20 protein-coding genes are annotated in these 22,425 nt (G+C 59.4%); 10 read left to right on the top strand and 10 right to left on the bottom strand.

The features are described 5' to 3' along the window. Positions 1–99 precede the first annotated feature (99 nt). Complete coding sequence (locus HY2_RS02210; protein ID WP_034824250.1) at positions 100–1,479, top strand: class II 3-deoxy-7-phosphoheptulonate synthase; 1,380 nt, start codon at positions 100–102, stop codon at positions 1,477–1,479. Positions 1,480–1,492: 13 nt separating this feature from the next. After that, positions 1,493–2,902 carry an MATE family efflux transporter gene (locus tag HY2_RS02205; RefSeq protein ID WP_034824313.1) on the top strand — a complete coding sequence of 470 codons (1,410 nt, stop codon included), beginning with the start codon at positions 1,493–1,495 and terminating at the stop codon, positions 2,900–2,902. A 49-nt stretch (positions 2,903–2,951) separates the two neighbouring features. Here the strand turns inward: HY2_RS02205 and HY2_RS02200 are convergent, their stop codons facing one another. From HY2_RS02200 to HY2_RS02190, 3 genes are all read right to left on the bottom strand, one after another. After that, positions 2,952–3,218 carry an HU family DNA-binding protein gene (locus tag HY2_RS02200; RefSeq protein WP_034799123.1) on the bottom strand — a complete coding sequence of 89 codons (267 nt, stop codon included), beginning with the start codon at positions 3,216–3,218 and terminating at the stop codon, positions 2,952–2,954. Between the two features lie 99 nt (positions 3,219–3,317). Then, complete coding sequence (locus HY2_RS02195; protein WP_034824249.1) at positions 3,318–4,229, bottom strand: hypothetical protein; 912 nt, start codon at positions 4,227–4,229, stop codon at positions 3,318–3,320. A gap of 2 nt (positions 4,230–4,231) precedes the next feature. Then, positions 4,232–5,254: an NADP-dependent oxidoreductase gene (locus HY2_RS02190; protein ID WP_081814873.1), complete on the bottom strand. Its 1,023-nt coding sequence runs from the start codon at positions 5,252–5,254 to the stop codon at positions 4,232–4,234. Positions 5,255–5,424: 170 nt separating this feature from the next. Between HY2_RS02190 and HY2_RS02185 the strand changes: the two genes are divergently transcribed. Continuing rightward, a complete protein-coding gene (locus HY2_RS02185) occupies positions 5,425–6,348 on the top strand; it encodes a Gfo/Idh/MocA family protein (protein ID WP_034824247.1) in 924 nt (307 codons plus the stop codon). Positions 6,349–6,351: 3 nt separating this feature from the next. Here HY2_RS02185 and pth read toward each other — a convergent pair whose 3' ends face one another. Both pth and HY2_RS02175 read right to left on the bottom strand, forming a co-directional pair. Continuing rightward, positions 6,352–6,972 (bottom strand): aminoacyl-tRNA hydrolase, encoded by a 621-nt coding sequence (gene pth, locus HY2_RS02180; protein ID WP_034824311.1) that lies wholly within the window; start codon positions 6,970–6,972, stop codon positions 6,352–6,354. Between the two features lie 86 nt (positions 6,973–7,058). Then, complete coding sequence (locus tag HY2_RS02175; protein WP_034824246.1) at positions 7,059–7,724, bottom strand: 50S ribosomal protein L25/general stress protein Ctc; 666 nt, start codon at positions 7,722–7,724, stop codon at positions 7,059–7,061. 410 nt (positions 7,725–8,134) lie between these two features. Between HY2_RS02175 and HY2_RS02170 the strand changes: the two genes are divergently transcribed. The 4 genes from HY2_RS02170 to HY2_RS02155 all read left to right on the top strand — a co-directional run bounded on the left by HY2_RS02170 (position 8,135) and on the right by HY2_RS02155 (position 14,138). After that, positions 8,135–8,353 (top strand): hypothetical protein, encoded by a 219-nt coding sequence (locus tag HY2_RS02170; protein ID WP_146617173.1) that lies wholly within the window; start codon positions 8,135–8,137, stop codon positions 8,351–8,353. Between the two features lie 103 nt (positions 8,354–8,456). Then, positions 8,457–8,741: a DUF4212 domain-containing protein gene (locus HY2_RS02165; protein ID WP_051594629.1), complete on the top strand. Its 285-nt coding sequence runs from the start codon at positions 8,457–8,459 to the stop codon at positions 8,739–8,741. A 4-nt stretch (positions 8,742–8,745) separates the two neighbouring features. Then, positions 8,746–10,521, top strand: coding sequence for a sodium:solute symporter family protein (locus HY2_RS02160; protein WP_034824243.1), 1,776 nt, complete (start codon positions 8,746–8,748; stop codon positions 10,519–10,521). A 149-nt stretch (positions 10,522–10,670) separates the two neighbouring features. After that, on the top strand, positions 10,671–14,138 hold the full coding sequence (locus tag HY2_RS02155) for a PAS domain-containing hybrid sensor histidine kinase/response regulator (RefSeq protein WP_051594628.1): 3,468 nt from the start codon (positions 10,671–10,673) through the stop codon (positions 14,136–14,138). Here the strand turns inward: HY2_RS02155 and HY2_RS02150 are convergent. Continuing rightward, on the bottom strand, positions 14,135–14,770 hold the full coding sequence (locus tag HY2_RS02150; RefSeq protein WP_034824241.1) for a response regulator: 636 nt from the start codon (positions 14,768–14,770) through the stop codon (positions 14,135–14,137). The two genes, HY2_RS02155 and HY2_RS02150, sit on opposite strands and share 4 nt — an antisense overlap. A 185-nt stretch (positions 14,771–14,955) precedes the next feature. Between HY2_RS02150 and HY2_RS02145 the strand changes: the two genes are divergently transcribed. Together HY2_RS02145 and acs are read left to right on the top strand one after the other, a co-directional pair. Beyond that, a complete protein-coding gene (locus HY2_RS02145) occupies positions 14,956–16,248 on the top strand; it encodes a DcaP family trimeric outer membrane transporter (RefSeq protein WP_034824238.1) in 1,293 nt (430 codons plus the stop codon). Positions 16,249–16,263: 15 nt separating this feature from the next. Next, positions 16,264–18,237, top strand: a complete 1,974-nt coding sequence (acs, locus tag HY2_RS02140; RefSeq protein ID WP_233346743.1) for an acetate--CoA ligase — start codon at positions 16,264–16,266, stop codon at positions 18,235–18,237. Between the two features lie 191 nt (positions 18,238–18,428). Here acs and HY2_RS02135 read toward each other — a convergent pair whose 3' ends face one another. Both HY2_RS02135 and HY2_RS02130 read right to left on the bottom strand, forming a co-directional pair. Beyond that, complete coding sequence (locus HY2_RS02135) at positions 18,429–20,033, bottom strand: stimulus-sensing domain-containing protein (RefSeq protein ID WP_034824236.1); 1,605 nt, start codon at positions 20,031–20,033, stop codon at positions 18,429–18,431. Positions 20,034–20,057: 24 nt separating this feature from the next. Next, positions 20,058–20,522, bottom strand: coding sequence for a peptidylprolyl isomerase (locus HY2_RS02130; protein ID WP_034824234.1), 465 nt, complete (start codon positions 20,520–20,522; stop codon positions 20,058–20,060). A gap of 110 nt (positions 20,523–20,632) precedes the next feature. Here HY2_RS02130 and HY2_RS02125 point away from each other — a divergent pair, with 110 nt between their 5' ends. Then, positions 20,633–21,115: a DUF3995 domain-containing protein gene (locus tag HY2_RS02125; RefSeq protein ID WP_034824232.1), complete on the top strand. Its 483-nt coding sequence runs from the start codon at positions 20,633–20,635 to the stop codon at positions 21,113–21,115. Here the strand turns inward: HY2_RS02125 and HY2_RS02120 are convergent. Then, positions 21,057–21,689 (bottom strand): hypothetical protein, encoded by a 633-nt coding sequence (locus tag HY2_RS02120; protein WP_034824229.1) that lies wholly within the window; start codon positions 21,687–21,689, stop codon positions 21,057–21,059. The genes HY2_RS02125 and HY2_RS02120 overlap by 59 nt on opposite strands. Next, the gene (locus HY2_RS02115) at positions 21,661–22,353 is read right to left on the bottom strand and encodes a response regulator transcription factor (RefSeq protein WP_034824227.1); all 693 of its coding nucleotides are present in this window, start codon (positions 22,351–22,353) and stop codon (positions 21,661–21,663) included. The genes HY2_RS02120 and HY2_RS02115 overlap by 29 nt, the downstream gene beginning before the upstream one ends. Positions 22,354–22,425 lie beyond the last annotated feature (72 nt).

Here is a 22,425-nt window from a genome sequence, read left to right as displayed (position 1 = left end):
CTGGATATGATTCCGCCAGCTTTCTGCTGTGAAATTATGGTGAAACTTGAGTGTGTGCCTGCCATGTGATTAATGCGGCCCACAATTGGAGTAAAAGATATGACCTGGACCCCGTCAGACTGGCGAAATCTGCCGGCAAAGCACATTCCGGAGGATTACCCGGATAGTGCCGCGCTTGCTGCAGTTGAGGCGAAGCTCAAGAGCTTTCCGCCGCTCGTCTTTGCGGGCGAGGCACGTCGTTTGAAGACCCGTCTGGCCGATGTGGCCGCCGGCAAGGCATTCCTGCTTCAGGGCGGGGATTGCGCCGAGAGCTTCAAGGAATTCCATCCGGACAATATCCGCGACACATTCCGCGTGATCCTGCAGATGGCGGTCGTGCTGACCTTTGCAGCCTCAAAGCCGGTGGTCAAAGTCGGCCGTATCGCGGGCCAGTTCGGCAAGCCGCGTTCGTCCCCGACCGAGACGATTGATGGTGTGACATTGCCGTCCTATCGCGGTGACAACATCAATGGCATGGACTTCAACGAGCAGAGCCGGGTGCCGGACCCTGAGCGCCTTATTCAGGGCTATTCCCAGTCTGCGGCGACGCTGAACCTGCTGCGCGCTTTCAGCAATGGTGGTTATGCGAGCCTTGCCAATGTTCACAAATGGACGCTGGGCTTCGTGGACCGCAGCCCGCAGGGTGAGCGTTATGAGAAGCTGGCTGACCAGATTTCCAAGTCTCTGGACTTCATGCAGGCCGTTGGCCTGAACGCGGACACGATCCCGCAAATGTCGCAGGTTGAGTTCTACACCAGCCATGAAGCGCTGCTGCTGGGGTACGAAGAAGCTATGACGCGGATCGATTCCACGTCCGGTGAATGGTACGACACATCTGCGCACATGCTGTGGATTGGTCACCGCACGCGCCAGGTGGATCATGCGCACGTCAATTTCTGCAAAGGCGTCCGCAACCCGATCGGCATCAAGTGCGGCCCGGGCATGGGCACAGATGAGCTTCTACGCCTGATCGATACGCTGAACCCGAAGGATGAGGCGGGCCGTATCACGCTGATCTCCCGCTTTGGTAGTGAAGGAGTGGCTGAAGGTCTGCCACCGCTGGCGCGCGCCGTGAAGGAAAGCGGCCGCACAGTGGTCTGGTCCTGTGACCCGATGCACGGCAACACGCTGAAAACCGACAGCGGCTTCAAGACCCGTCCGGTCGATCGTATCCTGTCCGAGGTGCGTCAGTTCGTGGATGTTCTGTCCGCTGAGGGATGCTATCCGGGCGGCGTCCACTTCGAAATGACCGGCCAGAATGTCACCGAATGTATCGGCGGCGCCCAGGCGATCTCTGAAGAAGACCTGTCATCGCGATACCACACTCACTGTGATCCTCGTCTGAACGGTGAGCAGGCCCTTGAACTGGCGTTCATGATCGCAGAGAAGCTGCAGGCTGTGAATGTGGCGGGCGCTTCTGAAGCCCGCAAGGCAGGATAAGAAAGACAGTTCCATGCGTATGTTTCGCCTGGGCTGGCCTGCCTGGGCGAGGCCAGCTGACATTGGAGATTTGCTTCGGCTTTCGGTGCCGATTGCCTTCACGCGCATGTCTCAGATGCTGATGGGCGTGACGGATGCAATCGTGCTCGGACAGTTTGCGCCGGGCGAGTTGCCCTACATCCTGAACTCTTGGCTGCCCATGGGGGTCTCGCTGGGGCTTGGAATCGGCATTCTTCTGGGGGTGCAGGTCCTGACGTCTGAACTTCTTGGCATTGGCCGGGAAGGCGAAAGCGGGCGCATTTTTCGTAGGGGTTTTGTGACCAGCCTGGTGCTGGGCGTGCTCCTGATGGCGGTCGTCTATTTCTCGTCCGGGGCCTTGTTCCATTGGCTGTTTGTGGACATCGCGCCAAAAACCAGCGCAGTGGATCAGGCTGATCCTGAACTTGTCGCCTCATCTGTTGCACATGTGACGCGCATCCTGTCCTTTGGCCTTGTCGGCTTCATGATCTCGACCGTATGCAGCTATTATCTTGAAGCGCTGCGCCGGCCGCTGCTGGTGACGGCCGTGATGTATTTTGGAGTGTTCCTTAATCTGGGCATCGACCTGGCGCTTGTGGGGGGCTTCTGGGGCTTTGAGCCGATGGGCGCAGAAGGCGTGGCCTGGGCCACAACAGGTTCGCGCTGGGCCCTGACCCTGGTCATGCTGGTGCTGGTCCTGATCCTGACCCCGGCGCTGACCCGGTCTTCGCAAAAGGGCGTGCCGAATGAGGCTCGCAAGCAGCTATCGGTCGGCACGGGCACAGCCATCAGCAACATTGCGGAGTGGGGCGGATTCAACCTGACCTATATCATCGCGACCTGGATTAGCCTGGCGGCCAATACGGTGTATGGCTACGCCATCCAGATGATGGGCCTTTGCTTCATGTTCTATCTGGGCATTGCCTCTGCAACGAGTGTGCGTGTGGCAGAGGCCTATGGCCGGGGCAATCTGGCGGAGATCCGCGACGCAGGCCGCCTTGGAGTGGCGGCCACTGTGCTGATGGGCGTAATCCTCGGCGTATTGGTTGTTCTGTTCAATGACACGCTGGCGGGGCTTCTGGTGCGGGATACAGCGATGATGAATGGCGTACAGCTGGCCCCAGCCATTGCAGGCCTGCTGGCCTTTGCCGCCGTTGCCACGCTATTTGACGGCCTTCAGGCGACGGCATCCTTTGCGCTACGCGCACAGGAAGTGGTGTGGGTGCCCAGCATGATCCATATCGGCTCATTCTTCCTGGTCATGATCCCGGCCTGCTACTGGATCGGCATTGTGCAGGAAGGCGGCGCAACGGGCATGATGCTGGGCGTGATGCTGGGTGTGTTTACGGCCGGATCACTCCAGACGATGCTGCTGGAATGGAAAACGGCGCGCCAGCCAAGCTAGCGCGCCGTTTGAATTCCTCTGAACAAGGCTGGCTGCCCTGCAGGAAATCCTAGAGGTCTTTCAGAGCCGAGGCCGGCTTGAAAGCGGCCGAGGTCTTTTCCGGGATCTTGATTTCTTCACCCGTGGCCGGGTTGCGGCCGGTGCGGGCATTCCGGGTTTTGGCCGAGAATGTGCCGAAGCCAGCGATAGCCACTTGCTGGCGGCTTTTCACGGCGCCGGCAATGGCTTCAAATACGGCGTCAACAGCTTTGCCAGCGTCGCTTTGCGACAGGCCGGATTCCGCTGCAACAGCCTTGGTAAGTTCACCCTTGTTCATAGGGGTTCTCCTCTAAGTTAAACGGCGATCCCACGCCGTTGGTGCGACATACCCACGATTCGTAACACATGAATATGCCGGATTCCCAATAAAGACGGGCTATGCGCCGAGAATCCAGCCCTCTTCTGACTGAATTTTCGAGATTTTTCCCTCGTCAAGCGAATTATTTGTGGAAATAGGGGCTCCAAGTTGCCCTTTTTCGTCAAGTTCTGAGTAATGACGGGCAATCTCGCGGACTTGGGCTGCGTCCGGTGTCTCGCCTTTTTCAGGTTTTGCCTTGATCAGAGAGGGGTAAACCTCGGTCATCACGACCTTGATCCCGTCAAGCGTTTCATCACTCAGTTCGCCATCCGGAAATTCGAACGGCCAGACGCGGGAGTTCGGGAATGCCTCACGCAGGCCATGTACATGCGGAATGCCTGTCAGCGACTGGCTGCCGACACTCCCGGTATATGCGAGCTGCCAGACTGATTTCGGCTGGCCCAGCTTGTTAGCGCGCAGATAGGTCTCGATTTCCCGGAATTCCGGCAGGCTTTGACTCTCGAATTCCGGCTTCTTGTCGGAGAGGGTGGAAACGACATCGCGGGCCGGCGCACCCCAGAAGGGGAATGGCCCCTTTGAGATGGCATAATTCATTCCAGCAGCAATCGCATAGCGGGCATTGGAATTGTCCGCCTTGTCCTTCAGCTTGGAGGCCAAATGTGCATGCATTGCTTGCCACGGCACCCTGTCGGAAAGATCCAGCCCCAGAGCGTCGGCTGTTCCGGCTGGATAGCCCAGCGCGAAGTCAAAGCCGAGCAGGACGCGGTCACCTCGCCCTGTCAGCTTGGCGATGATGCCATCCAGAAAGGCCCGCGCCTTCAGGCGGGTTTCGATATTGGCAGACTGATACTGAAATCTCAGCCGGGCATCCCGTGCCAGAATTCCGATCCATATGGAATTCTTGCCGGTCACCGGTTTCGATGCAGCACTCCAGTCTACCATTATATAGGCATCAAACAGACGCGACATGACTACCCCAGTTTAACTAGCATTTTGCCCGTGTTGGCCCCGCTGAAGAGACCAAGGAACGCGTCGGGTGCCTTATCAATTCCTTCCATGACAGTCTCCTCGTATTTCACCTGACCTGATGAAATCCATTCGGCCATATCCTTGAAGAAAGCGGGCTGCATGTCGGCATGGGTGGAGACGATAAAGCCCTGAATTTTCAGCTGCTTGCCCACCACCTGAATGATGTTGTGCGGGCCCGTCGGCTGGCCGGTTTCATTATACTGGGCGATCATGCCGCATTCGGCAAAGCGGGCCATCGGGCGAGCGCACTCGATGGCGGCGGTGAGGTGGTCTCCACCGACATTGTCGAAATAGACATCAATGCCCTTGGGCGCGGCTGCTTTCAGCGCCTTCACGAGGCCCTGTAAGCCATCGGCGGCCTTATAGTCGATCACATCGTCTGCACCGAGGGATTTGACGAAGTCGCATTTTTCCGGGCCGCCGGCCGAGCCGATAACGGTGCAATTCTTGATCTTGGCGATCTGCACGACCGTCGAGCCGACAGCGCCTGCTGCGCCGGACACAAATACAGTGTCGCCTTCTTTCAGCTCTGCTACGCGCAGGATGCCTGCATAGGCGGTTAGCCCCGGCATGCCTGCAATGCCCAAGAAGGCGCTTTCCGGCAGACCGACATCCGGCAGCTTCTGCGCCATGACGGCTTCCGGTTTTGCCGTCCAGGCTGTGCGCCAGCCCGCCATGGAGGAGACGAGATCGCCTTCTTTGTAATCGGGGTGGTTAGAGACCGTAACACGGCCAACGGCGCCGCCTTGCATAGTTTCGCCAATCTGGAAGGGCGGCACATAGCTTTCACGGTCATACATGCGACCGCGCATGTAGGGATCAACCGAGATCCAGTCATTCTTCACCTGTATCTCGCCATCCCCGGGGGCGGCTACATCAACGGTCTTCTTCTGGAAGTCGGAGAGTTTGGGAGTGCCGACGGGACGTTCGGCGAGCGCCCATTCTGTTGAAGTCATATTGGCCATGAGAGTTTCCTTCCTGCTGATTTTCTTGCCCTCTAAGTGGACTTGACCCGCCCTGAAGTGAAGGGGCTTGTGTCAGGAAAAGGGGCAGTCTTTCTCAGTTCGCCATACCCGCAGGGCTTGCGGTACTGGGCGATGCAGTGTCTTAAGGTGGACATGAGGGCAAACCTGAAATGACGATTTTGAAGGTAGGCGTCGCGGGCGCTGGTGTGTTCGGCAACTATCATGCGCAGAAGGCTGCCGCCTCTGCCCAGACCGAGCTTGTCGGCATCTATGATCTGGACTTTGAGCGCGCGGACCGCGTGGCCGCTCAATTCGGCGCCAGGGGATTTGACAGCTATGAAGCGTTTCTAGCGGCATGCGATGCCATCGTTGTCGCTGTTCCGGCGACATGGCATGAAAAGCTCGCCCGTCAGGCCATTGAAGCCCATTGCCATGTGCTGGTGGAAAAGCCGCTGGCCCTGAATGGCAAGGCCGCGAGGGATCTGGCCGATGAGGCTGCCGCTCGTGGCCGTATCCTTCAGGTGGGCCATCAGGAGCGTTTTGTGGCGCGCGCCATGGGCGTGCTGGCGATCGAAGAAACGCCGCTACTGATTGAATCCGTTCGCGCAGGGCCCCCGGCACCTGATAATCGCGCGGGGGATGTCTCCGTGATCTGGGATCTCATGATCCATGATCTGGACCTTGCTGCCATGATGATGGGCAATGAATTCACCGGCGTGATGGCCAGCGGCAAACGCGTGCATTCCGCTCATATTGACGAGGCCAGCGCCCAGTTCACCTATGCCAGCGGCGGCGTTGCGCGCCTGAGGGCCAGCCGTGCTGCAGAGGCGCGCGAGCGTACCATGCATGTGGTCTATCCGTCGGGGGAAATCTCCATCGACTTCCTGACGCGTCAGTTGAAGAATACGACGCCCTATGATGTGCGCGTGGATATTGCCGCTGAGTTGCCGGACCCTCTGGGCGCGGCAGACCGAGGTTTCTATGCAGCATGTCTGGGCCTTGCGCGCAGCCCTGTCCCGGCGCACGGCACAGTGGGTGCCGTCGCCATGGCGGAAGCGGCCGAAAAGGCCATTCTCGCAAAACTGGATGCCTGAGGCCTAGTTGCCTGAGCGTGCGGTCTTTTTCGGATCGTGTTTCGGTGCAGGGGCGAGCCGCATGACCTCGGTCTGAAAGCGCTCGTCATTGCCCTCGACCAGAAAGGGCAGGGCAGAGGCAATGGCCTTCGCCATCGGCTCGAACCATTCAATGTCGGCTTTGGAAAAGTCTGCCAGCACATAGGGCATGACTTTTGACTTGTCGCCCGGATGCCCGACGCCGATGCGCACGCGGCGGAAATTCTCGCCCAGATGCGCGATCATGGAGCGGATGCCATTATTGCCAGAATGCCCGCCGCCCTGCTTCATGCGGAGACGGCCTGGCGCGAGATCGATCTCGTCATGCAGAACGACAATGTCTTCAGCGCTCAGTTTGTAGAATTGGGCGGCTTTGGACAGGGCGCGACCTGTTTCATTGTAATAGGTCTGGGGTTTGACGAGCAAAACCTTCTTGCGGCCATTGGCGGTATTGATCACGCCTTCGGCAATTTCGCTCTCGAATTTGGAACGCCAAGGCTGAAACCCGTATTCGCGATGGATGAAGTCCAAAACAAGAAAACCGGCATTATGCCGGTTCTTTGCATACTTCTCACCGGGGTTTCCCTGACCTGAAAGAATGAGCACGGCTTTGCCTCCCTCATCCGGTATAGCAGGGGCTGGCTGCGTGCCCAGCCCTAACAGGCTGGACACGCGGGACCAGAATGAGCGGATCAATCTTCCGCTTCGTCTTCGCCGTCATTTTCGTCAGCGGCTTTGGATGCGGTGACGGTTTCTTCTTCGCCATCCTCATCTGTCGTCTCGGTTTGAGCCGTACGGCCAGCGATGGTCGCGATGGTGAAGTCACGGTCTGTGATGGTTGGCTCGGCATCGTCCGGCAGCTTGATGTCGGAGATTTTCACATTGTCGCCGATTTCCAGCTTGGACACGTCTGCATCCAGGGATTCCGGAATGTTGCCGGCCGGGACGAGCAGTTCGACAGCGTGGCGCACCACGTTGAGCGTGCCGCCTTTTTTCAGGCCCGGAGACACTTCTTCACCGTGGAAGTGAACCGGAACTTCAACCTTGATCTGCTGGTTGGCGCTGACGCGGAACAGGTCGACGTGCATCGGCTGGTCAGAGACCGGGTGCATCTGGATGGCCTGCGGGATGACAAGCTGTTTCTTGCCTTCGTGGACCAGCGTGGCCGTGGAGGACAGGAAGTGGCCGGTTTCGATGGCTTTCAGCACTTCGTTGCGCTTCAGGCTGATGGCAACCGGCTTGTCGCCGCCACCATAAAGAACGCCGGGGACGAGCCCTTCGCGGCGTGCTGCACGGGAACCGCCGGTGCCTACGCGCTCGCGCAGCTCGACATTGAACGTAATGGTTGGTTTGGACATGTTTTTTCCTTTCGCCCTCGACTCCGCCTCTGCTATTATCTCTGAAGAGGTAAGAAGCTGACACGTACGGCCTTGCGCCGTCGTTTCTGAAGGCGCGCCTATAGGCCATGTTCAGGGAGCTGGCAAGGCATTAGGGCAGGCGAGAAACCTGAAATCGCACCGCAATTTCCTGAGGCAGGCGCAAGCGCCGGGCTTATGCTCAGTGGATGGGCCCGGGCGCCTCAATGTGCATGTTTTGCAGGTTTGACACCGTTATCAGCAAGTACCAGGTTCTGCTTATACCCAGCGGTTTTGTGTGCAGCTTGTACCTTCTTTCCCTCCCATTAGTCTCCATTTCCCTCTCAGACCAAGGTCGGGGGTGGTGGTAGGCGGAAACCGCGTAGACTGGTAAAATGAATGTGGGAGGAAGCGTGCTGAAACATCATATCATGATCGCACTTGGCATTCTCATGGGCCTGGTCTTTGCGTTCCGGGCCGCGGTCGCAATTCTGGAGCCCGGATTCGGCTTTCGGGAGATTTATCTGCTGGGCGGGCTGGTCCTGTCAGGCTGGCTGATCATTGGCGGCCTGGCCGAGTGGCGTCATGCGCGCAGTCTCGCCAAATCCGATGCGCCTGCCGCGAAAGACTGATCCGCGGGCCGCTTCAGACCCTTTCTTAGACCAAAGTACACCTTTCCCATCCTGGCCCCTTCCGGCAGCCTGCAAGCTGCGGAACACCCGCAAAAAGACAAAAATGTCATGGGAGGAAAACGTGTCGGAACCAAGCAAGGAAATTGATGGGAAAGGGTATTGGCGCGAAGTCGTCAGGCTGACCCTTGTCCTGCTCGTCATCTGGTTCGCGGTGTCTTATGGGGCAGGCATTCTGTTCCGGGACTGGCTGGATAATGTCTCGATTGGCGGCGCGCCGCTCGGCTTCTGGTTTGCCCAGAACGGATCGATCTACGTCTTTGTGGGTCTGATCTTCTACTATTGCCGCGCCATGAACCGCCTCGAAAAGAAATACGGCGTGGAGGCCTGAGACGATGGGACAGGATTTCTGGACCTATTTCTGGGTCGTTGGCACCTTCGGCACCTACATCGCGATTGCCTTGTGGGCGCGGGCCTCTTCTACCGATGATTTCTATGTGGCGGGGCATGATGTTCACCCGATGGTGAACGGCATGGCGACGGCGGCGGACTGGATGTCTGCGGCCTCATTCCTGTCCATGGCGGGCCTGATCGCCTTCCTGGGCTATGGCGGCTCTGTCTACCTGATGGGCTGGACGGGTGGCTATGTGCTGCTGGCCCTGCTGCTGGCGCCTTTCCTGCGCGAATTCGGCAAGTTCACCGTGCCGGACTTTGTTGGCGACAGGTATTACTCGACCGCCGCGCGTCTGATCGCCGTGGTCTGCGCATTGTTTGTCTCCTTCACCTATATTGCCGGGCAGATGAAGGGCGTCGGTGTCGCGTTCTCCGGCTTCCTGGGAGTGGAGTTCAACACCGGCATAATTGTCGGCATGGGCATCGTGTTCGTCTATGCGGTGCTCGGTGGCATGAAGGGCATCACCTATACCCAGGTGGCGCAGTATTGCGTGCTGATCTTTGCCTACACCGTTCCGGCGATCTTCATTTCACTGATCATTACCGGCAATCCGATTCCGCAGCTCGGCTTCATCTCCAATGTGAAGGGCGAGGACATCTCCATGCTGGAGAAGCTGAACACGGTGGTCAGCGATCTCGGCTTCCTGGAATACACCAAGACCGACAAGACCATGCTGGACGTATTCGCCATTACCGGCGCGTTGATGTTCGGCACGGCGGGCCTGCCGCACGTCATCATCCGCTTCTTCACGGTGTCGAGCGCCGGGGCTGCGCGGGTTTCCGCAGGCTGGGCGCTGGTTTTCATCGCCTTGCTGTACACGACGGCGCCAGCAGTTGCGTCCTTCGCCCGACTGAATTTCATCGATACGGTGAACGAGTCCACCTACATCGCCGATGATGCAGACTATGACACCGAGGCCGCCGCGATTATGGCCGCTGGTGGCAAGCCCACCCCGAAATGGTTCAAGGATTGGGAGAAGACCGGCCTTCTCGGCGTTGAGGACAAGAATGGCGACGGCGTCATCCAGTATCGCGCCGGGGCTGAAAATGAAGTCACCAAGCTGGACCGCGACATCTTCGTGATGGCGAACCCCTCCATTGCCAAACTGCCTGCCTGGGTCATCGGCCTTGTGGTGGCAGGCGGCCTTGCGGCGGCTCTGTCCACGGCGGCAGGCCTGCTGATGGTGATCTCGTCGTCCATCTCGCATGATCTGTGCCGGCGGACCTTCTTCAAGGATATGTCGGACAAGGATGAATTGCGAGTTGCCCGGGCCTCTGCCGCAGGCGCGGTGATCCTGGCAGGTATCATGGGGATGAATACGGCCAAGCTCGGCTTCGTGGCCCAAGTGGTTGCCTTTGCCTTTGGCCTCGCCGCAGCGTCCCTGTTCCCGGTCATCGTGCTCGGCATCTTCTGGAAACGGATGAACCGGGAAGGGGCGATTGCCTCCATGCTGACTGGTCTCGTCTCTACCTTCAGCTATATCTACTACTTCAAATTCGTGGATACCGACCCGGCAAACTGGTGGTTTGGCGTGTCGCCTGAAGGCATTGGCTTCCTGTTCATGTTCCTGTCTCTGGCTGTGGGTGTGATTGTGGCCCTCGTCACCGCTCCGCCACCGCAGGATGTGCAGGATCTGGTTGAGGACATCCGTGTCCCCGGAACGCGGACCTCGCATGGCATTGCGGACGAAGGGATGGCGCCCATGCCAGCAGAATAACCAGCCCTCCCAGGCTTTAACTTTCGGGCGGCCCTCCCTCTCCGGGCCGTCCGTTTTTGCGTTCTACCGGGCAGGCTATGGACAAAGGGCGGATTTGCCTGTGCGGTAGGGTGTGTATCTTCGGCGATGAGCCGTAATGTGAGGTGCAGATGCCCGTCTGGCTGATCCTTGGCGCAACGACGCTGTATATGCTTGGCCTGTTCCTGATCGCGTGGCGTGGGGACAGGCTGGCCATGCGGCCGGGCTTTACCCAGCATCCACTCGTCTATTCTCTGGCGCTGGCAGTGTATTGCACCTCCTGGACCTATTTCGGCGCGGTCGGCACGGCGGCGGCGAGCGGCTGGGACTATCTGGCGATCTATCTTGGCCCGACGCTGATGTTCCTGGCCTTTTCCGGCATCATCCAGCGGATCGGCGATGTCACACAGCGCGAGGGTATCTCCTCGCTGTCAGATTTTCTATCGGCCCGGTATGGCAAGAGCCGCGCGATCGCCGCCGCTGCGACCCTTGCCGCCGTCGCGGGCAGTCTGCCTTACATTGCGCTGCAGCTGAAATCCGTCGGTATGAGCTTTCAGGCGCTGGCCTATGGGGCAAGTGGCGACACCAACACCCCCGCCAGCGAGACTGTACTGCTTACCGCTGTCGCGCTCGCCATCTTTGCCATCCTCTTTGGCACGCGACAGTCAGACGCGACGCGGCACAATTCCGGTCTGATGCGTGTGCTGGCGCTGGAGGCCATATTGAAGCTTACAGCGCTGGTCGCGGTGGCGATCCTGTCTGTCATGCTGCTGATGAAAGGCGGCATTACGGAGGGCAGCGCCGCCATGCAGCCTTTCAAGACCTTCAGCTTTTCCGAGCGCTTCGTGACGATGACCCTGCTGTCCATGGCCGCGATCATCTGTCTGCCCCGTCAATTCCATGTTGCCATGATCGAGCGTCAGAGCATGAATGATCTGAAAATGGCCCGCTGGGTTTTCCCACTATATATTTTCCTTACCTGTCTTGTGGTCGTGCCGATCACGCTGGCAGGTCTCTCCGTGTTAGGGCCGGGTGCGCAGCCGGACCTGTTTGTGCTTGATCTGCCGCTGGAGCAGGGGCGCGGCCTGCTCGCGACGATCGTATTTCTGGGCGGCTTTTCGGCGGCCACCGGCATGGTGATCATTTCCACGGTCGCGCTGTCTACCATGGTTACAAATGATCTGGTTGTTCCGGCGATCATGCAGTCAGGCCGCTTCGCCAGTCTGAGTGGCGATGCTGGCTCCCGCATTGTCACGGCACGGCGTATTGTCATCGTTGTGCTGTTGTTGCTCGCCTATGCCTATTATCGGGAGGCTGGCACAGGTGAGGCGCTTGCGCAGATTGGGCTTTTGTCCTTTGCTGCGGCAGCGCAGTTCGCGCCCGGTCTGATCGGCGCAGTGACATGGCGCGGCGGACGGCGCTCCGGCGTGCTCGCCGGCTTGATCGTCGGCATGACGCTGTGGGCCTACACACTTTTCCTGCCAGCCATTCTGGAGCCGGATGCGATTGCGGCATATGTGCCGAGCTTCCTTCATCCCTACGCGATGTTCGGCATGCGCATCGAAGACAGCTTGACCCACGGCGTTGTGGTCAGTCTCGGCGTCAATCTTGCGCTTTTCATCATCATCTCCTTGCGCTCGCGCGAGAGATTGCGCGACCGTGTGCAGGCGGCAGCCTTTGTTGGCGGGGACGAGATTGCGGCGATTGCGGAAGGGGCGATGCAGGCACATGCCACGCAGGTTTCGCCTAATGGGTTGAAGACACTGGCTTCACGCTTTCTGACGCCGGAAGCGGTGGATCACGCCTTCCGAAAGCTGGAAGAGGAAACAGGTATCCCGTCCAGCGGCGATGTCCCGGCGGACTGGAGGCTTGTGCAGCGTACGGAAAAACTGCTTGCCAGCGCACTCGGCGCCTCCTCTGCGCGCGTGGTGCTGTCCTCCGCGATTGGCGGCAGCGACGTAGCCTTGCCGGATGTCCTGTCCATGCTGGACCAGAAGACGCAAGCCGCCCGGTTCGAACGGCACATGCTGCAATCCATGCTGGAGAATATCCAGCAGGGTATCAGCGTGGTGGATTCCGACCAACGCCTCGTTGCGTGGAATACCGCCTATGTGGAATTGTTCGATTATCCTCCGGAGAAGATTTCAGTAGGCGTTCCGGTGGCAGAGCTGATCGAGCATAATATCCGCACAGGCTGGATTGATGGAGACCCGGTCGAGGAGGCCCGCCGCCGGGTGGAGCATATGCGCTCTGGCAGCGCGCACAGCTATGAGCGCTGCAATCCGGATGGGCGCTATCTGCGAATCAGCGGCAATCCCATGCCAGGTGGCGGTTATGTCACCACATTCTCCGATATTACGGATGACAAGCAGCGCGAGCAGGCTTTGGTCGAAGCAAACGAAATGCTGGAAAGCCGCGTCAAGGAACGCACACGCGAACTGGAACAGCTGACCGAAGATTTGAACCTTGCCCGGCAGGAGGCGGAAGGGGCGAACGCCTCAAAGACGCGCTTTCTGGCGGCGGCGAGCCATGACCTCTTGCAACCCCTCAACGCGGCGCGTCTCTATCTGGGCTCCATGATGTCAAGCGGCGCACATGCCGATCTGGCAGCGCGGGCAGACAAGGCCATTCAGTCTGCAGATGAATTGCTGAAAGGGCTGTTGGACATCTCCCGCCTGGATCACAGTCAGGTCAAGGCCGTGCCGGTAAAATTGCCGCTCGGGCCACTACTGGAAGATCTGGCAGATGAAGCCTCACCCATGGCGGAGAAGGCGGGTCTCGAAATCCGCGTCGCGCCCACCCGGCTCGCCGTGTTCGCAGACCCTGACTATCTGAAGAGCATTCTGCGCAATTTTATCTCAAATGCCCGGCGCTATACGAGTTCTGGCGGCGTGCTGGTCGGTGCGCGGCGGCGCGGAAAGTATGTGCGGATTGAGGTCTACGACACCGGCCCCGGTATTCCGGCCGACCGGATGGAGCTGATTTTCGAAGAGTTCCGCCGTTATGAGGATGCTGACAATGCCGGCATTCGTGGGGCGGGCCTTGGCCTCTCCGTTGTGCGCCGTCTGGCCAGCCTCATGGATGCGCCGATTTATGTGCGCTCCGTGCCGGGCAGGGGTAGCGTGTTCTCCGTCACGGTTCCGTTGGCAGACATGCCGGGCATGCGGCGTGCAAAACCCGCCTTGCCGGTCAGGCAGGATGAGGAAGATCTGGATGGTATGAGTGTGCTGTTCGTGGATGACGAGCCTGCGATTGTGGACAGCATGCAGCGCCTGCTGGAAAGCTGGGGCTGTCAGGCCGTCTGTGTGCGAACGGAGGTCGAGGCCGCGCTGCATATGAAGGATACATGCTTTGACGCTTTGATCGCAGACCTTGATCTCAGTGATGAGAGCAATGGACTGGACCTTATCCAGCGCCACAGGGCGCGGCTGCGCAGCCCGGCAAATGTACTCTTGCTGACGGCATCTACCAATGCACCGGAACTGGCCGCGGCAAAGGGTGCAGGGATCGCCGTGCTGCACAAGCCAAGCGATCCGGCAGACATCCGCCAGTTCCTGAAGACCTGTCAGGTATCACACCTTCATCAGGCGGCTGACTAGTCACTGAGCGAAGTCGCTTCCTGATAAATCAGCAGGGCCTGTGTGCGATTGTTCGCGCCCAGCTTGCGGAAGATGGCCGTCATGTGCGCTTTCACGGTGGCGACCGAGATATCCATCTCATAGGCAATCTGCTTGTTGAGAAGCCCGGCTGACAGGCCTGCCAGCACACGTCTCTGGGCAGGTGTCAGACTGGCAATGCGCTCTGCCGCCTGGTTCGGGGGAAGGTTTTCTTCCATGTTTTCGGGAAACCAGTTGCCGCCATCCAGGGTGGTCGCCAGCGCGGCGGAGAGATCATCCAGAGACATGCTCTTCGGCAGATAGCCTGCCGCGCCCAGTGCCCTGGCGCGCTCAAAGGCCTGCGGTGTTTCCGTGGCCGAGACAACGACAATGGGGCAGTCCGGTGAGGCCGCCAGCAAACTGGTCAGGCCTTCAAAATCCACCGTATCGCCAAGATTCAGGTCCAGCAGGATAAGATCCACCAATCGGGTCTTCAGACTGTCGAGCGCCCCGGACAGACTACTTGCGTGCGCTGCTTCTGCGCCTGCAGGATAGGCGCATTCCAGCGCTGTCTCCAGCGCGTCGCGAAACAATGGGTGATCGTCCACGATCAGGACGCGCGGTGCCTCTGCCACGGTGTCTTCCCCCTGTTATTCTTGCTGCTTAAGCAGTCTCTACGATGAATGATCGCATTCCGGCAATCCAAGCACGAATTGCCGTTCTGCGCCCTTAGACTTTTGTCTTAGCACCAATGGCTAATGGCGCACAGGGGCCTTCGCCCGGATACTCCGCTCATAAAAATAAAGTAAGGGAGGAACTCATGTCACATACTTTCAAGGGTATTCTGCTATCTTCAATTGCTGCCGGATTGGCCTTCGGCGCGCAGGCGGAAGAGGCCTCTCTGGAGGACCGCATAGCTGCACTGGAGGCCATGGTCTCCGAGCTGAAAACCGAATTGGCAGAAGAGCGTGCCCGTAAGGATGATGTCGTCCGCATTGAACGTACAGCCAATGCTGAACAGGTTGAGGCTCCCAGCCCCAAGGTGGACGGTTTCCTCGTCGGCGACACAACGTTGAAATTCGGCGGCTTCATCGACGCGGATGTACACGTGACCTCCCTCAGCGATGGTGCAATCACGGGTAGCTCCATCGCGCGGGATTTCTACATTCCGGGCTCAACCCCTATTGGTGGAAGTGAAACAACGTTTACGGACTTTACCGCCGAGCCGTCCCGTTTCTTCCTGGCCGCCAGCCGCCCCGTGGGCGACAAGACGCTCAGCGCGCATATTGAGATGGATTTCCTCGGCTCAGGGCAGGGCAATGAACTGGTCTCCAATTCCTATTCCCCGCGCCTGCGCCGGGCCTTCATGACATATGGCAACTGGTTGGTCGGCCAGGAATGGTCCACCTTCCAGAACACTTCCGCCATTCCGGAAAGCGCGAGCTTCCTGATCCTGCCTGACGGCATGATCTTCGTGCGCCAGCCCCAGATCCGCTACACAAGCGGAAACTGGATGTTCGCGGTGGAGAACCCCAACACGACCACGCTGAATGCCGGGGCGCGCGATGAAAACCTGATCCCGGATGTCGTCGCCCGCTACAATCTGAGCGGCGATTTCGGTAATATTTCCTTCGCCGGTATTGCCCGTCAGCTGCGCGCCGATTTCGGCACCAGCGAGGAGGAAGTCTTTGGCTATAGCCTCAGCGTGTCCGGCAAGATGATGGTCGGCGAGAAGGATGACATCCGGTTTAATCTGGTCGGCGGGGAAGGCATTGGCCGCTATGTCGGCTTGGCCGCCAGCCGCTCGACTGCGCTGGACCCGAATGGCGATCTGGAAGCCATCCCCAGCTATGGCGGGCTGATCGCCTGGCGCCACCCGTTTGGCAAGACGGCGCGTTTCAGCGGCGGGTATTCCGGCCTGTTCATCGACAATCCGTCTTACTTGCCCGCGACCGTTACCTCCTCTGTGCAGTCTGTCTTTGGCGCAATCCTGTGGGATGTCGCCCCGAACGTCACCCTGGGCACAGAGCTGATGTACGGCCTGCGCGAAGAGGAAAGCGGTGCAGATGGATCGATCACACGGTTCACCTTCTCAACAAAGTATGCATTCTGATAAGAGGATGGAAACATGGCAGACGGAGAGGCAGTTATGACCGAGACAGCGAAAATCTACCCGGTACCGGAAGCATTCGCCGCGCAGGCGAACCTGACCCCGGAAAAGTATCGCGAGATGTATGCTGCATCCATTGAGAACCCGGAAGCGTTTTGGGGCGAGCATGGCAAGCGCATTGACTGGATCAAACCCTATACCACTGTGAAGGATGTTTCCTGGGAGACCGGAGACCTTCACGTGAAATGGTATTCCGACGGTGTGCTCAACGTGTCTGCCAATTGTCTGGACCGCCATTTGGAAACCCGTGGAGACAAGCCCGCCCTGATCTGGGAAGGCGATGAGCCTGGCGAAACCCACACGCTGACTTATCGACAGGTGCACGCGGCCGTCTGCAAGTTTGCCAATGTTCTGAAGAAGCTGGGCGTCAAGAAGGGCGACCGCGTCACCATCTACATGCCGATGATCCTGGAAGCGGCCTATGCGATGCTGGCTTGTGCCCGCATAGGCGCGGTGCACTCGGTCGTGTTCGGCGGCTTCAGCCCGGAAGCGCTGGCCGGCCGTATCACCGATTGTGAATCCAGCTTTCTGATTACCGCCGATGAAGGCGTGCGCGGCGGCCGCAAGGTGCCGCTCAAGGTGAATGCCGACAAGGCCGCTGACATTGCGGGTGGCATGGTCAAGAACATCCTGGTCGTGAAGCGCACGGGCGGTGATGTGGCCATGCAGGAGGGCCGGGACCATTGGCTCCACGAGGCCGCCGAAGGCATTTCAGCCGATTGCCCGCCAGAGCCGATGAACGCCGAAGACCCGCTTTTCATACTCTACACATCCGGCTCCACCGGCAAACCGAAAGGCGTGCTGCACACAACTGGCGGTTATCTGGTCTGGGCGTCGATGACGCATGATTATGTCTTCGACCTTAAGGAAGACGATGTGTACTGGTGCACGGCCGATGTGGGCTGGGTCACCGGGCATACCTATATTGTTTACGGCCCGCTCGCGAATGGCGCGACCAGCCTGATGTTTGAAGGCGTGCCGACCTATCCGGATGCCAGCCGGTTTTGGAAAGTCTGCGACGATCATAAGGTCAGCCTGTTCTATACGGCGCCGACCGCGATCCGAGCCCTGATGCGCGAAGGCGAGGAGCCTGTGCGCTCAACCTCCCGCAGCTCGCTGCGCTTGCTGGGCACGGTGGGCGAGCCGATCAACCCCGAAGCCTGGGAATGGTATTTCCATGTCGTGGGCGAGGAGCGCTGCCCCATCGTTGACACTTGGTGGCAGACCGAAACAGGCGGTGCGATGATTGTGCCGTTGCCGGGCGCGACAGACATGAAGCCCGGCGCGGGCAGTCATCCCTTCTTTGGCGTTCAGCCGGCGCTGGTGGATGCCGAGGGCAACACGCTGGAAGGCGCGACGGAAGGAAATTTGCTGATCACTGATAGCTGGCCGGGCCAGATGCGCACGGTCTATGGCGACCATCAGCGCTTCGTCGATACTTATTTCATGGCCTATCCGGGCAATTATTTCACTGGTGACGGCTGCCGCCGCGATGAGGATGGCTTCTATTGGATTACAGGCCGCGTGGATGACGTGATCAACGTCTCCGGCCACCGAATGGGCACGGCAGAAGTCGAAAGCGCACTGGTCAGCCATGACGCTGTCGCTGAGGCCGCCGTGGTCGGCTATCCGCACGATGTGAAGGGGCAGGGCATCTATGCCTATGTCACGCTCGTCGCAGGCGTTGAGCCGGATGATGCGCTCCTGAAAAACCTCGTCCAGCATGTGAGGGCAGAGATTGGCCCGATTGCATCACCCGACCTGATCCAGATCGCGCCGGGCTTGCCCAAGACCCGCTCGGGCAAGATCATGCGCCGCATCCTGCGCAAGATCGCCGAGGACGAATATTCCAACCTCGGCGACACCTCCACCCTGGCTGAGCCGGAAGTCGTCAACGATCTGATCAACAACCGCCAAAACAAGAAAAGCTAGCAGGGGGAATTTCCCCCTCTTGGTGTCACTCCGGAATTTGTATCGCAGATATCCGGGGCCCAGTACGGGCCTGAAGTTACGCATCTGGGGCCAAGCCAGTCTCGACTTCGCTCAGGATGAGTGGGCTCCAGGGGCCGTTGTGGAGCGCTCATCCTGAGCGAAGTCGAAGGATGAAGCGCGGGGTGTAAATATCAGATCGCAGGCAAATCCACGATAAATCGGGCACCGCCTTCGGCGCGGTTTTCGGCCCATACTTTGCCGCGGTGCGTGGCGATGATCTGCTTCACAATGGACAGGCCAAGGCCCGAATTGTTGCCGAACGCCGTACCCTTTGGGCGATCCGTATAGAAACGGCTGAAAATGGTTTCCAGCTTGTCTTCCGGAATGCCGGGGCCATTGTCTTCCACGCAAATGCGGGCAATGGTCTGCGGCCCGTCATTGGACTGGTCCAAGCGCACCATTACCACACCGCCATCGGGGGAGAAGGACCGCGCATTATCTATCAGATTGCGGACGACCTGTCCCAGCGGGCCTTCGCGTCCGCGCACCAGTAGGCGCGCGCCCATCGTGTCATCGCGGAATTGCACGGTGACTGCGTCTTCCTCATCCGCAAAGGCGTCATAGGTGCGCACGACATCCTGCACGAAACCAGCAATGTCCATCTGCTCATTCGGCACGCGGGTCATTTCCGCTTCCAGTCGTGAAGCGTTGGAAATATCCGTGATCAGGCGGTCGAGGCGTTTGACGTCCAGCGCAATCACGCCGCGCAGCTTCTCGGTCAGCTCTGGGTTCTCTTTCACGCTTTCCAGCGTCTCGATAGCGGAGCGGATGGAGGTCAGCGGGTTTTTCAACTCATGCGCCACATCGGCGGCAAATTGCTCATTGGCCTCGATACGCTCAAGCAGCGCCTCGGTCATGCTCTGCATGGAAGCAGCGAGGTTGCCGATCTCGTCCTTGCGCGTAGTGAGAGAGGGGATATCGATCCCATCAGATGAGCCTGCGCGGATGCGGTCTGCCGCCAGCGACAGCCGCCGCAAAGGCCGCGCAATGCCCAGTGTCAGGAGGAAGGACGTAATAAACGCCACCAGCACCGCGACACCGATGAATGGGACCAGCGCGGCGCGCTCGGCGCGGATGATCTCGTCAATGTCATTTGATTCAAGGGTCAGCACGCCAACAACGGCTGACACGCGCTGAATGGGCATGGAGACGGAAATCACCCGCTGGCCCCGGTCAGAGAAGCGCTGGCTGGCGGCCTCCTTGCCCTTGACCGCTATTTCGAATTCCTGCTCGAAGCTCTGTGCGCGCAGCGCTTCGGAGCTGCGGCGCGGCATGATCGGGCCAAAGGTCTTGCCCGCCCATTCAGACAGTTCCGCGCCCATCTTGGCGAAGCTGCTCGGCTCCTGCAGCGGGCGAAGCGCGTCGACATCCACGCGTTCGGACAGATAGAAACTGTCACCGATCAGTTCGCCATCCGGCGTATAGATCCGCGCGCGGACACGCTCCGGCAGGTTCAGACGGACGATGGTCTGCCGCGCGGCCTCAACGTCCAGAGACGGGGCAGGCGTCGTGGCATCATCGCCCAGCAGGCTGGTAAAGATCTGCGCTTGGGCGACCAGATCCTGTTTCTTGGAGACGACGAAGCCGGCCCGCATCTCGTTCAGCACCATGGCGCCGATGATGAGGATGGCCAGCCCCGCCAGATTGGACGCGAAGATCAGACGAGCGATACGTGATCCAAAATATTTGGACCCGTGCCGGGCCAATGCCCTGCGTTTGATTTTGCCGCGCGCCATCTCTTCGTGTCCGTGGGGCTGGGATCAGGCGTCCGCAGCCACTTTCATGCTGACAATGCGGTCAGGGTTGCGTGGCGGCTCGCCCTTGGCCAACTGGTCGATCACGTCCATGCCGTCCGTTACCTGGCCCCAGACTGTGTATTGCTTGTCCAGGAAGCGGGCATCATCAAAGCAGATGAAGAACTGGCTGTTGGCAGAATGCGGCGCAGAGGTGCGCGCCATGGAGCAGGTGCCGCGCACATGTGGCTCATTATTGAACTCGGCTTTCAGGTCCGGCTTGTCTGAGCCGCCCGTGCCAGTGCCTTTCGGGCAACCGACTTGCGCCATGAATCCGTCAATAACGCGGTGGAAGATGATGCCGTCATAAAAGCCTTCGCGGGCCAGTTCCTTGATGCGCTCGACATGGCCGGGGGCAAGGTCCGGGCGGAGCTCGATGGTGACGGAACCCTTGGAGGTTTCGAGGAGAAGTGTGTTTTCAGGGTCGGCCATGAGAAATCCTGTTGCTTGTGTTAATCTTGTGTCTGGCTATTGAATGATTGTGCGCACGGCAAGTGTGCTGCGCATTTTGTGCAATCTGCCGGGCCTGTGAGGAATAGCGAATGGTGCCACAGATCGTATCACCTGTATTGGTCCTGGTTTTGACCGGTCTTGCCCTGCTGCACCTGTTGTGGGCCATGGGCAGCCATTTTCCTTGCGCGAATGAGCAGGCGCTGGCGCGCGCTGTCGTCGGGCGGCGGGGCATTACGCGCATGCCGTCTGCGGCCTCATGCGTGTTCGTGGCCTTGTGGCTGTTTGCTGCGGCCTTCTGGGCAGCGGCACTGGGCGGGTATGTGAGCCTGCCTGTGCATGAGCGACTGGCAAAGTGGCTGCTCGCCTTGGGTGGGTTCGCAGCCGGTATGGTGTTCATGGGGCGCGGCATTATCGGTATTTTGCCAGCCTTTGAGCGGGCCCTGCCGGAATTGCCCTTCCTGAAGCTCAATCGGCGGATATATTCCCCGCTCAGCTTTCTGGTCGGTGTCGGCTTCATCCTCTTGGTCCTTGTGCTGCCGAACTGGGGCTGGCGGTTGGGCTTCGCTGGCTGATCTGGCCGACCTGATTGATGCGGTCCAATGCTGACAGCCCGTCTTCGGCACGCGTCAGCATCATCTGCGAAAACGCGAAATGGTTCAGGTCAGCCGTGATGGCGGTGTGCGCGCACTCCAGCCGCCGGTGCAGCGTGCCGCAGAACAGCTGGCCGAAATCCTTCACCTTGTCTGACTGGTTGGGGCGTGTAGGTCGCGCATCAATGAACAGGATGTGCTCCGCATTCAGCGGCCGGGGCGGCGGGTTCAGGCGGGACTTTGGCACAGGATCAACACAGACCAGCAGCGGGATCGTCTCGGGAGACAGGCCTTTCAGCACGCGCAGCGCCGTATCTCCGCCCCAGCTATGCCCGATCAGCACAATTTCACGTCCAGACTCAATATGCCGCTGCGCCAGATGACGCGCCCGGCGCGGAGCATAATGCGGGAAATAATGCGCCTCGCGGTGAGAGTGCGCCAGCTTTGCGGCTCGTGCCTCGGCAAAGGCAGCGACGAGGCGTGTCCGTGTGTCGGCCGCCCCGCCAATATAGATTTCCGTGACGGCGCTATTCTGTATAGCGGTAGCCCACGCCATAGAGCGTCTCGATCGCGTCGAACTCGTCGGTCACTTCGCGGAACTTCTTGCGAAGGCGCTTGATATGGCTGTCGATGGTGCGGTCGTCGACATAAATCTGGTCGTCATAGGCGGCGTCCATCAGCTGGTCGCGGCTTTTGACATAGCCAGGGCGCTGGGCCAGCGCTTGAAGGATCAGGAATTCCGTCACCGTCAGACGTACCGGGTGGCCGTCCCAGGTGCAGGCATGGCGGTTCGGGTCCAGCGTCAGCTTGCCGCGAACGATCGGCTTCTGGTCGCCTTCTTCCGGCGCAGCGCCCGCACCACGCGCCCGGCGCAGAACGGCTTTGACGCGTTCGGCCAGCAGACGGTTGGAGCAGGGTTTGCGAACAAAATCATCGGCGCCGATATTGAAGCCGATCACTTCGTCGATTTCCTCATCCTTGGAGGTCAGGAAGATGACCGGCAGTTCAGAAGTCTGGCGCAGACGGCGCAGCAATTCCATGCCGTCCATCTTGGGCATCTTCACGTCCAGGATCGCAATGTCCGGTGGCGTCTCTGTCAGCGCAGGCAGGGCAGCCTCACCATCATGATAGGTGCGGACATTATAGCCTTCCGCTTCAAAGAACATCTTCAAGGACGCAACGATGTTTTCGTCATCATCCACGAGTGCCAAAGTTGTCATCGCTCGATCCCTCTCAGCCAGACTATACCCATAGGCAGGGTGGGGCCGTTTGGCCATATGGTGTTCAAACAC

This window comes from Hyphomonas pacifica, assembly GCF_000682675.1.
Lineage (GTDB): Bacteria > Pseudomonadota > Alphaproteobacteria > Caulobacterales > Hyphomonadaceae > Hyphomonas > Hyphomonas pacifica.
The sequence above is the reverse complement of the archived record's forward strand: the minus strand, read 5'-3'. Positions and strand labels throughout refer to the sequence as shown.

Excerpts from the sequence above, each read along its gene's own strand:
- HY2_RS02210 (WP_034824250.1), top strand. The coding sequence starts at position 100 with ATGACCTGGACCCCGTCAGACTGGCGAAATCTGCCGGCAAAGCACATT.
- HY2_RS02205 (WP_034824313.1), top strand. The coding sequence starts at position 1,493 with ATGCGTATGTTTCGCCTGGGCTGGCCTGCCTGGGCGAGGCCAGCTGAC.
- HY2_RS02200 (WP_034799123.1), bottom strand. The coding sequence starts at position 3,218 with ATGAACAAGGGTGAACTTACCAAGGCTGTTGCAGCGGAATCCGGCCTG.
- HY2_RS02195 (WP_034824249.1), bottom strand. The coding sequence starts at position 4,229 with ATGTCGCGTCTGTTTGATGCCTATATAATGGTAGACTGGAGTGCTGCA.
- HY2_RS02190 (WP_081814873.1), bottom strand. The coding sequence starts at position 5,254 with ATGGCCAATATGACTTCAACAGAATGGGCGCTCGCCGAACGTCCCGTC.
- HY2_RS02185 (WP_034824247.1), top strand. The coding sequence starts at position 5,425 with ATGACGATTTTGAAGGTAGGCGTCGCGGGCGCTGGTGTGTTCGGCAAC.
- HY2_RS02175 (WP_034824246.1), bottom strand. The coding sequence starts at position 7,724 with ATGTCCAAACCAACCATTACGTTCAATGTCGAGCTGCGCGAGCGCGTA.
- HY2_RS02165 (WP_051594629.1), top strand. The coding sequence starts at position 8,457 with ATGTCATGGGAGGAAAACGTGTCGGAACCAAGCAAGGAAATTGATGGG.
- HY2_RS02160 (WP_034824243.1), top strand. The coding sequence starts at position 8,746 with ATGGGACAGGATTTCTGGACCTATTTCTGGGTCGTTGGCACCTTCGGC.
- HY2_RS02155 (WP_051594628.1), top strand. The coding sequence starts at position 10,671 with ATGCCCGTCTGGCTGATCCTTGGCGCAACGACGCTGTATATGCTTGGC.
- HY2_RS02145 (WP_034824238.1), top strand. The coding sequence starts at position 14,956 with ATGTCACATACTTTCAAGGGTATTCTGCTATCTTCAATTGCTGCCGGA.
- acs (WP_233346743.1), top strand. The coding sequence starts at position 16,264 with ATGGCAGACGGAGAGGCAGTTATGACCGAGACAGCGAAAATCTACCCG.
- HY2_RS02135 (WP_034824236.1), bottom strand. The coding sequence starts at position 20,033 with ATGGCGCGCGGCAAAATCAAACGCAGGGCATTGGCCCGGCACGGGTCC.
- HY2_RS02130 (WP_034824234.1), bottom strand. The coding sequence starts at position 20,522 with ATGGCCGACCCTGAAAACACACTTCTCCTCGAAACCTCCAAGGGTTCC.
- HY2_RS02125 (WP_034824232.1), top strand. The coding sequence starts at position 20,633 with ATGGTGCCACAGATCGTATCACCTGTATTGGTCCTGGTTTTGACCGGT.
- HY2_RS02120 (WP_034824229.1), bottom strand. The coding sequence starts at position 21,689 with ATGGCGTGGGCTACCGCTATACAGAATAGCGCCGTCACGGAAATCTAT.
- HY2_RS02115 (WP_034824227.1), bottom strand. The coding sequence starts at position 22,353 with ATGACAACTTTGGCACTCGTGGATGATGACGAAAACATCGTTGCGTCC.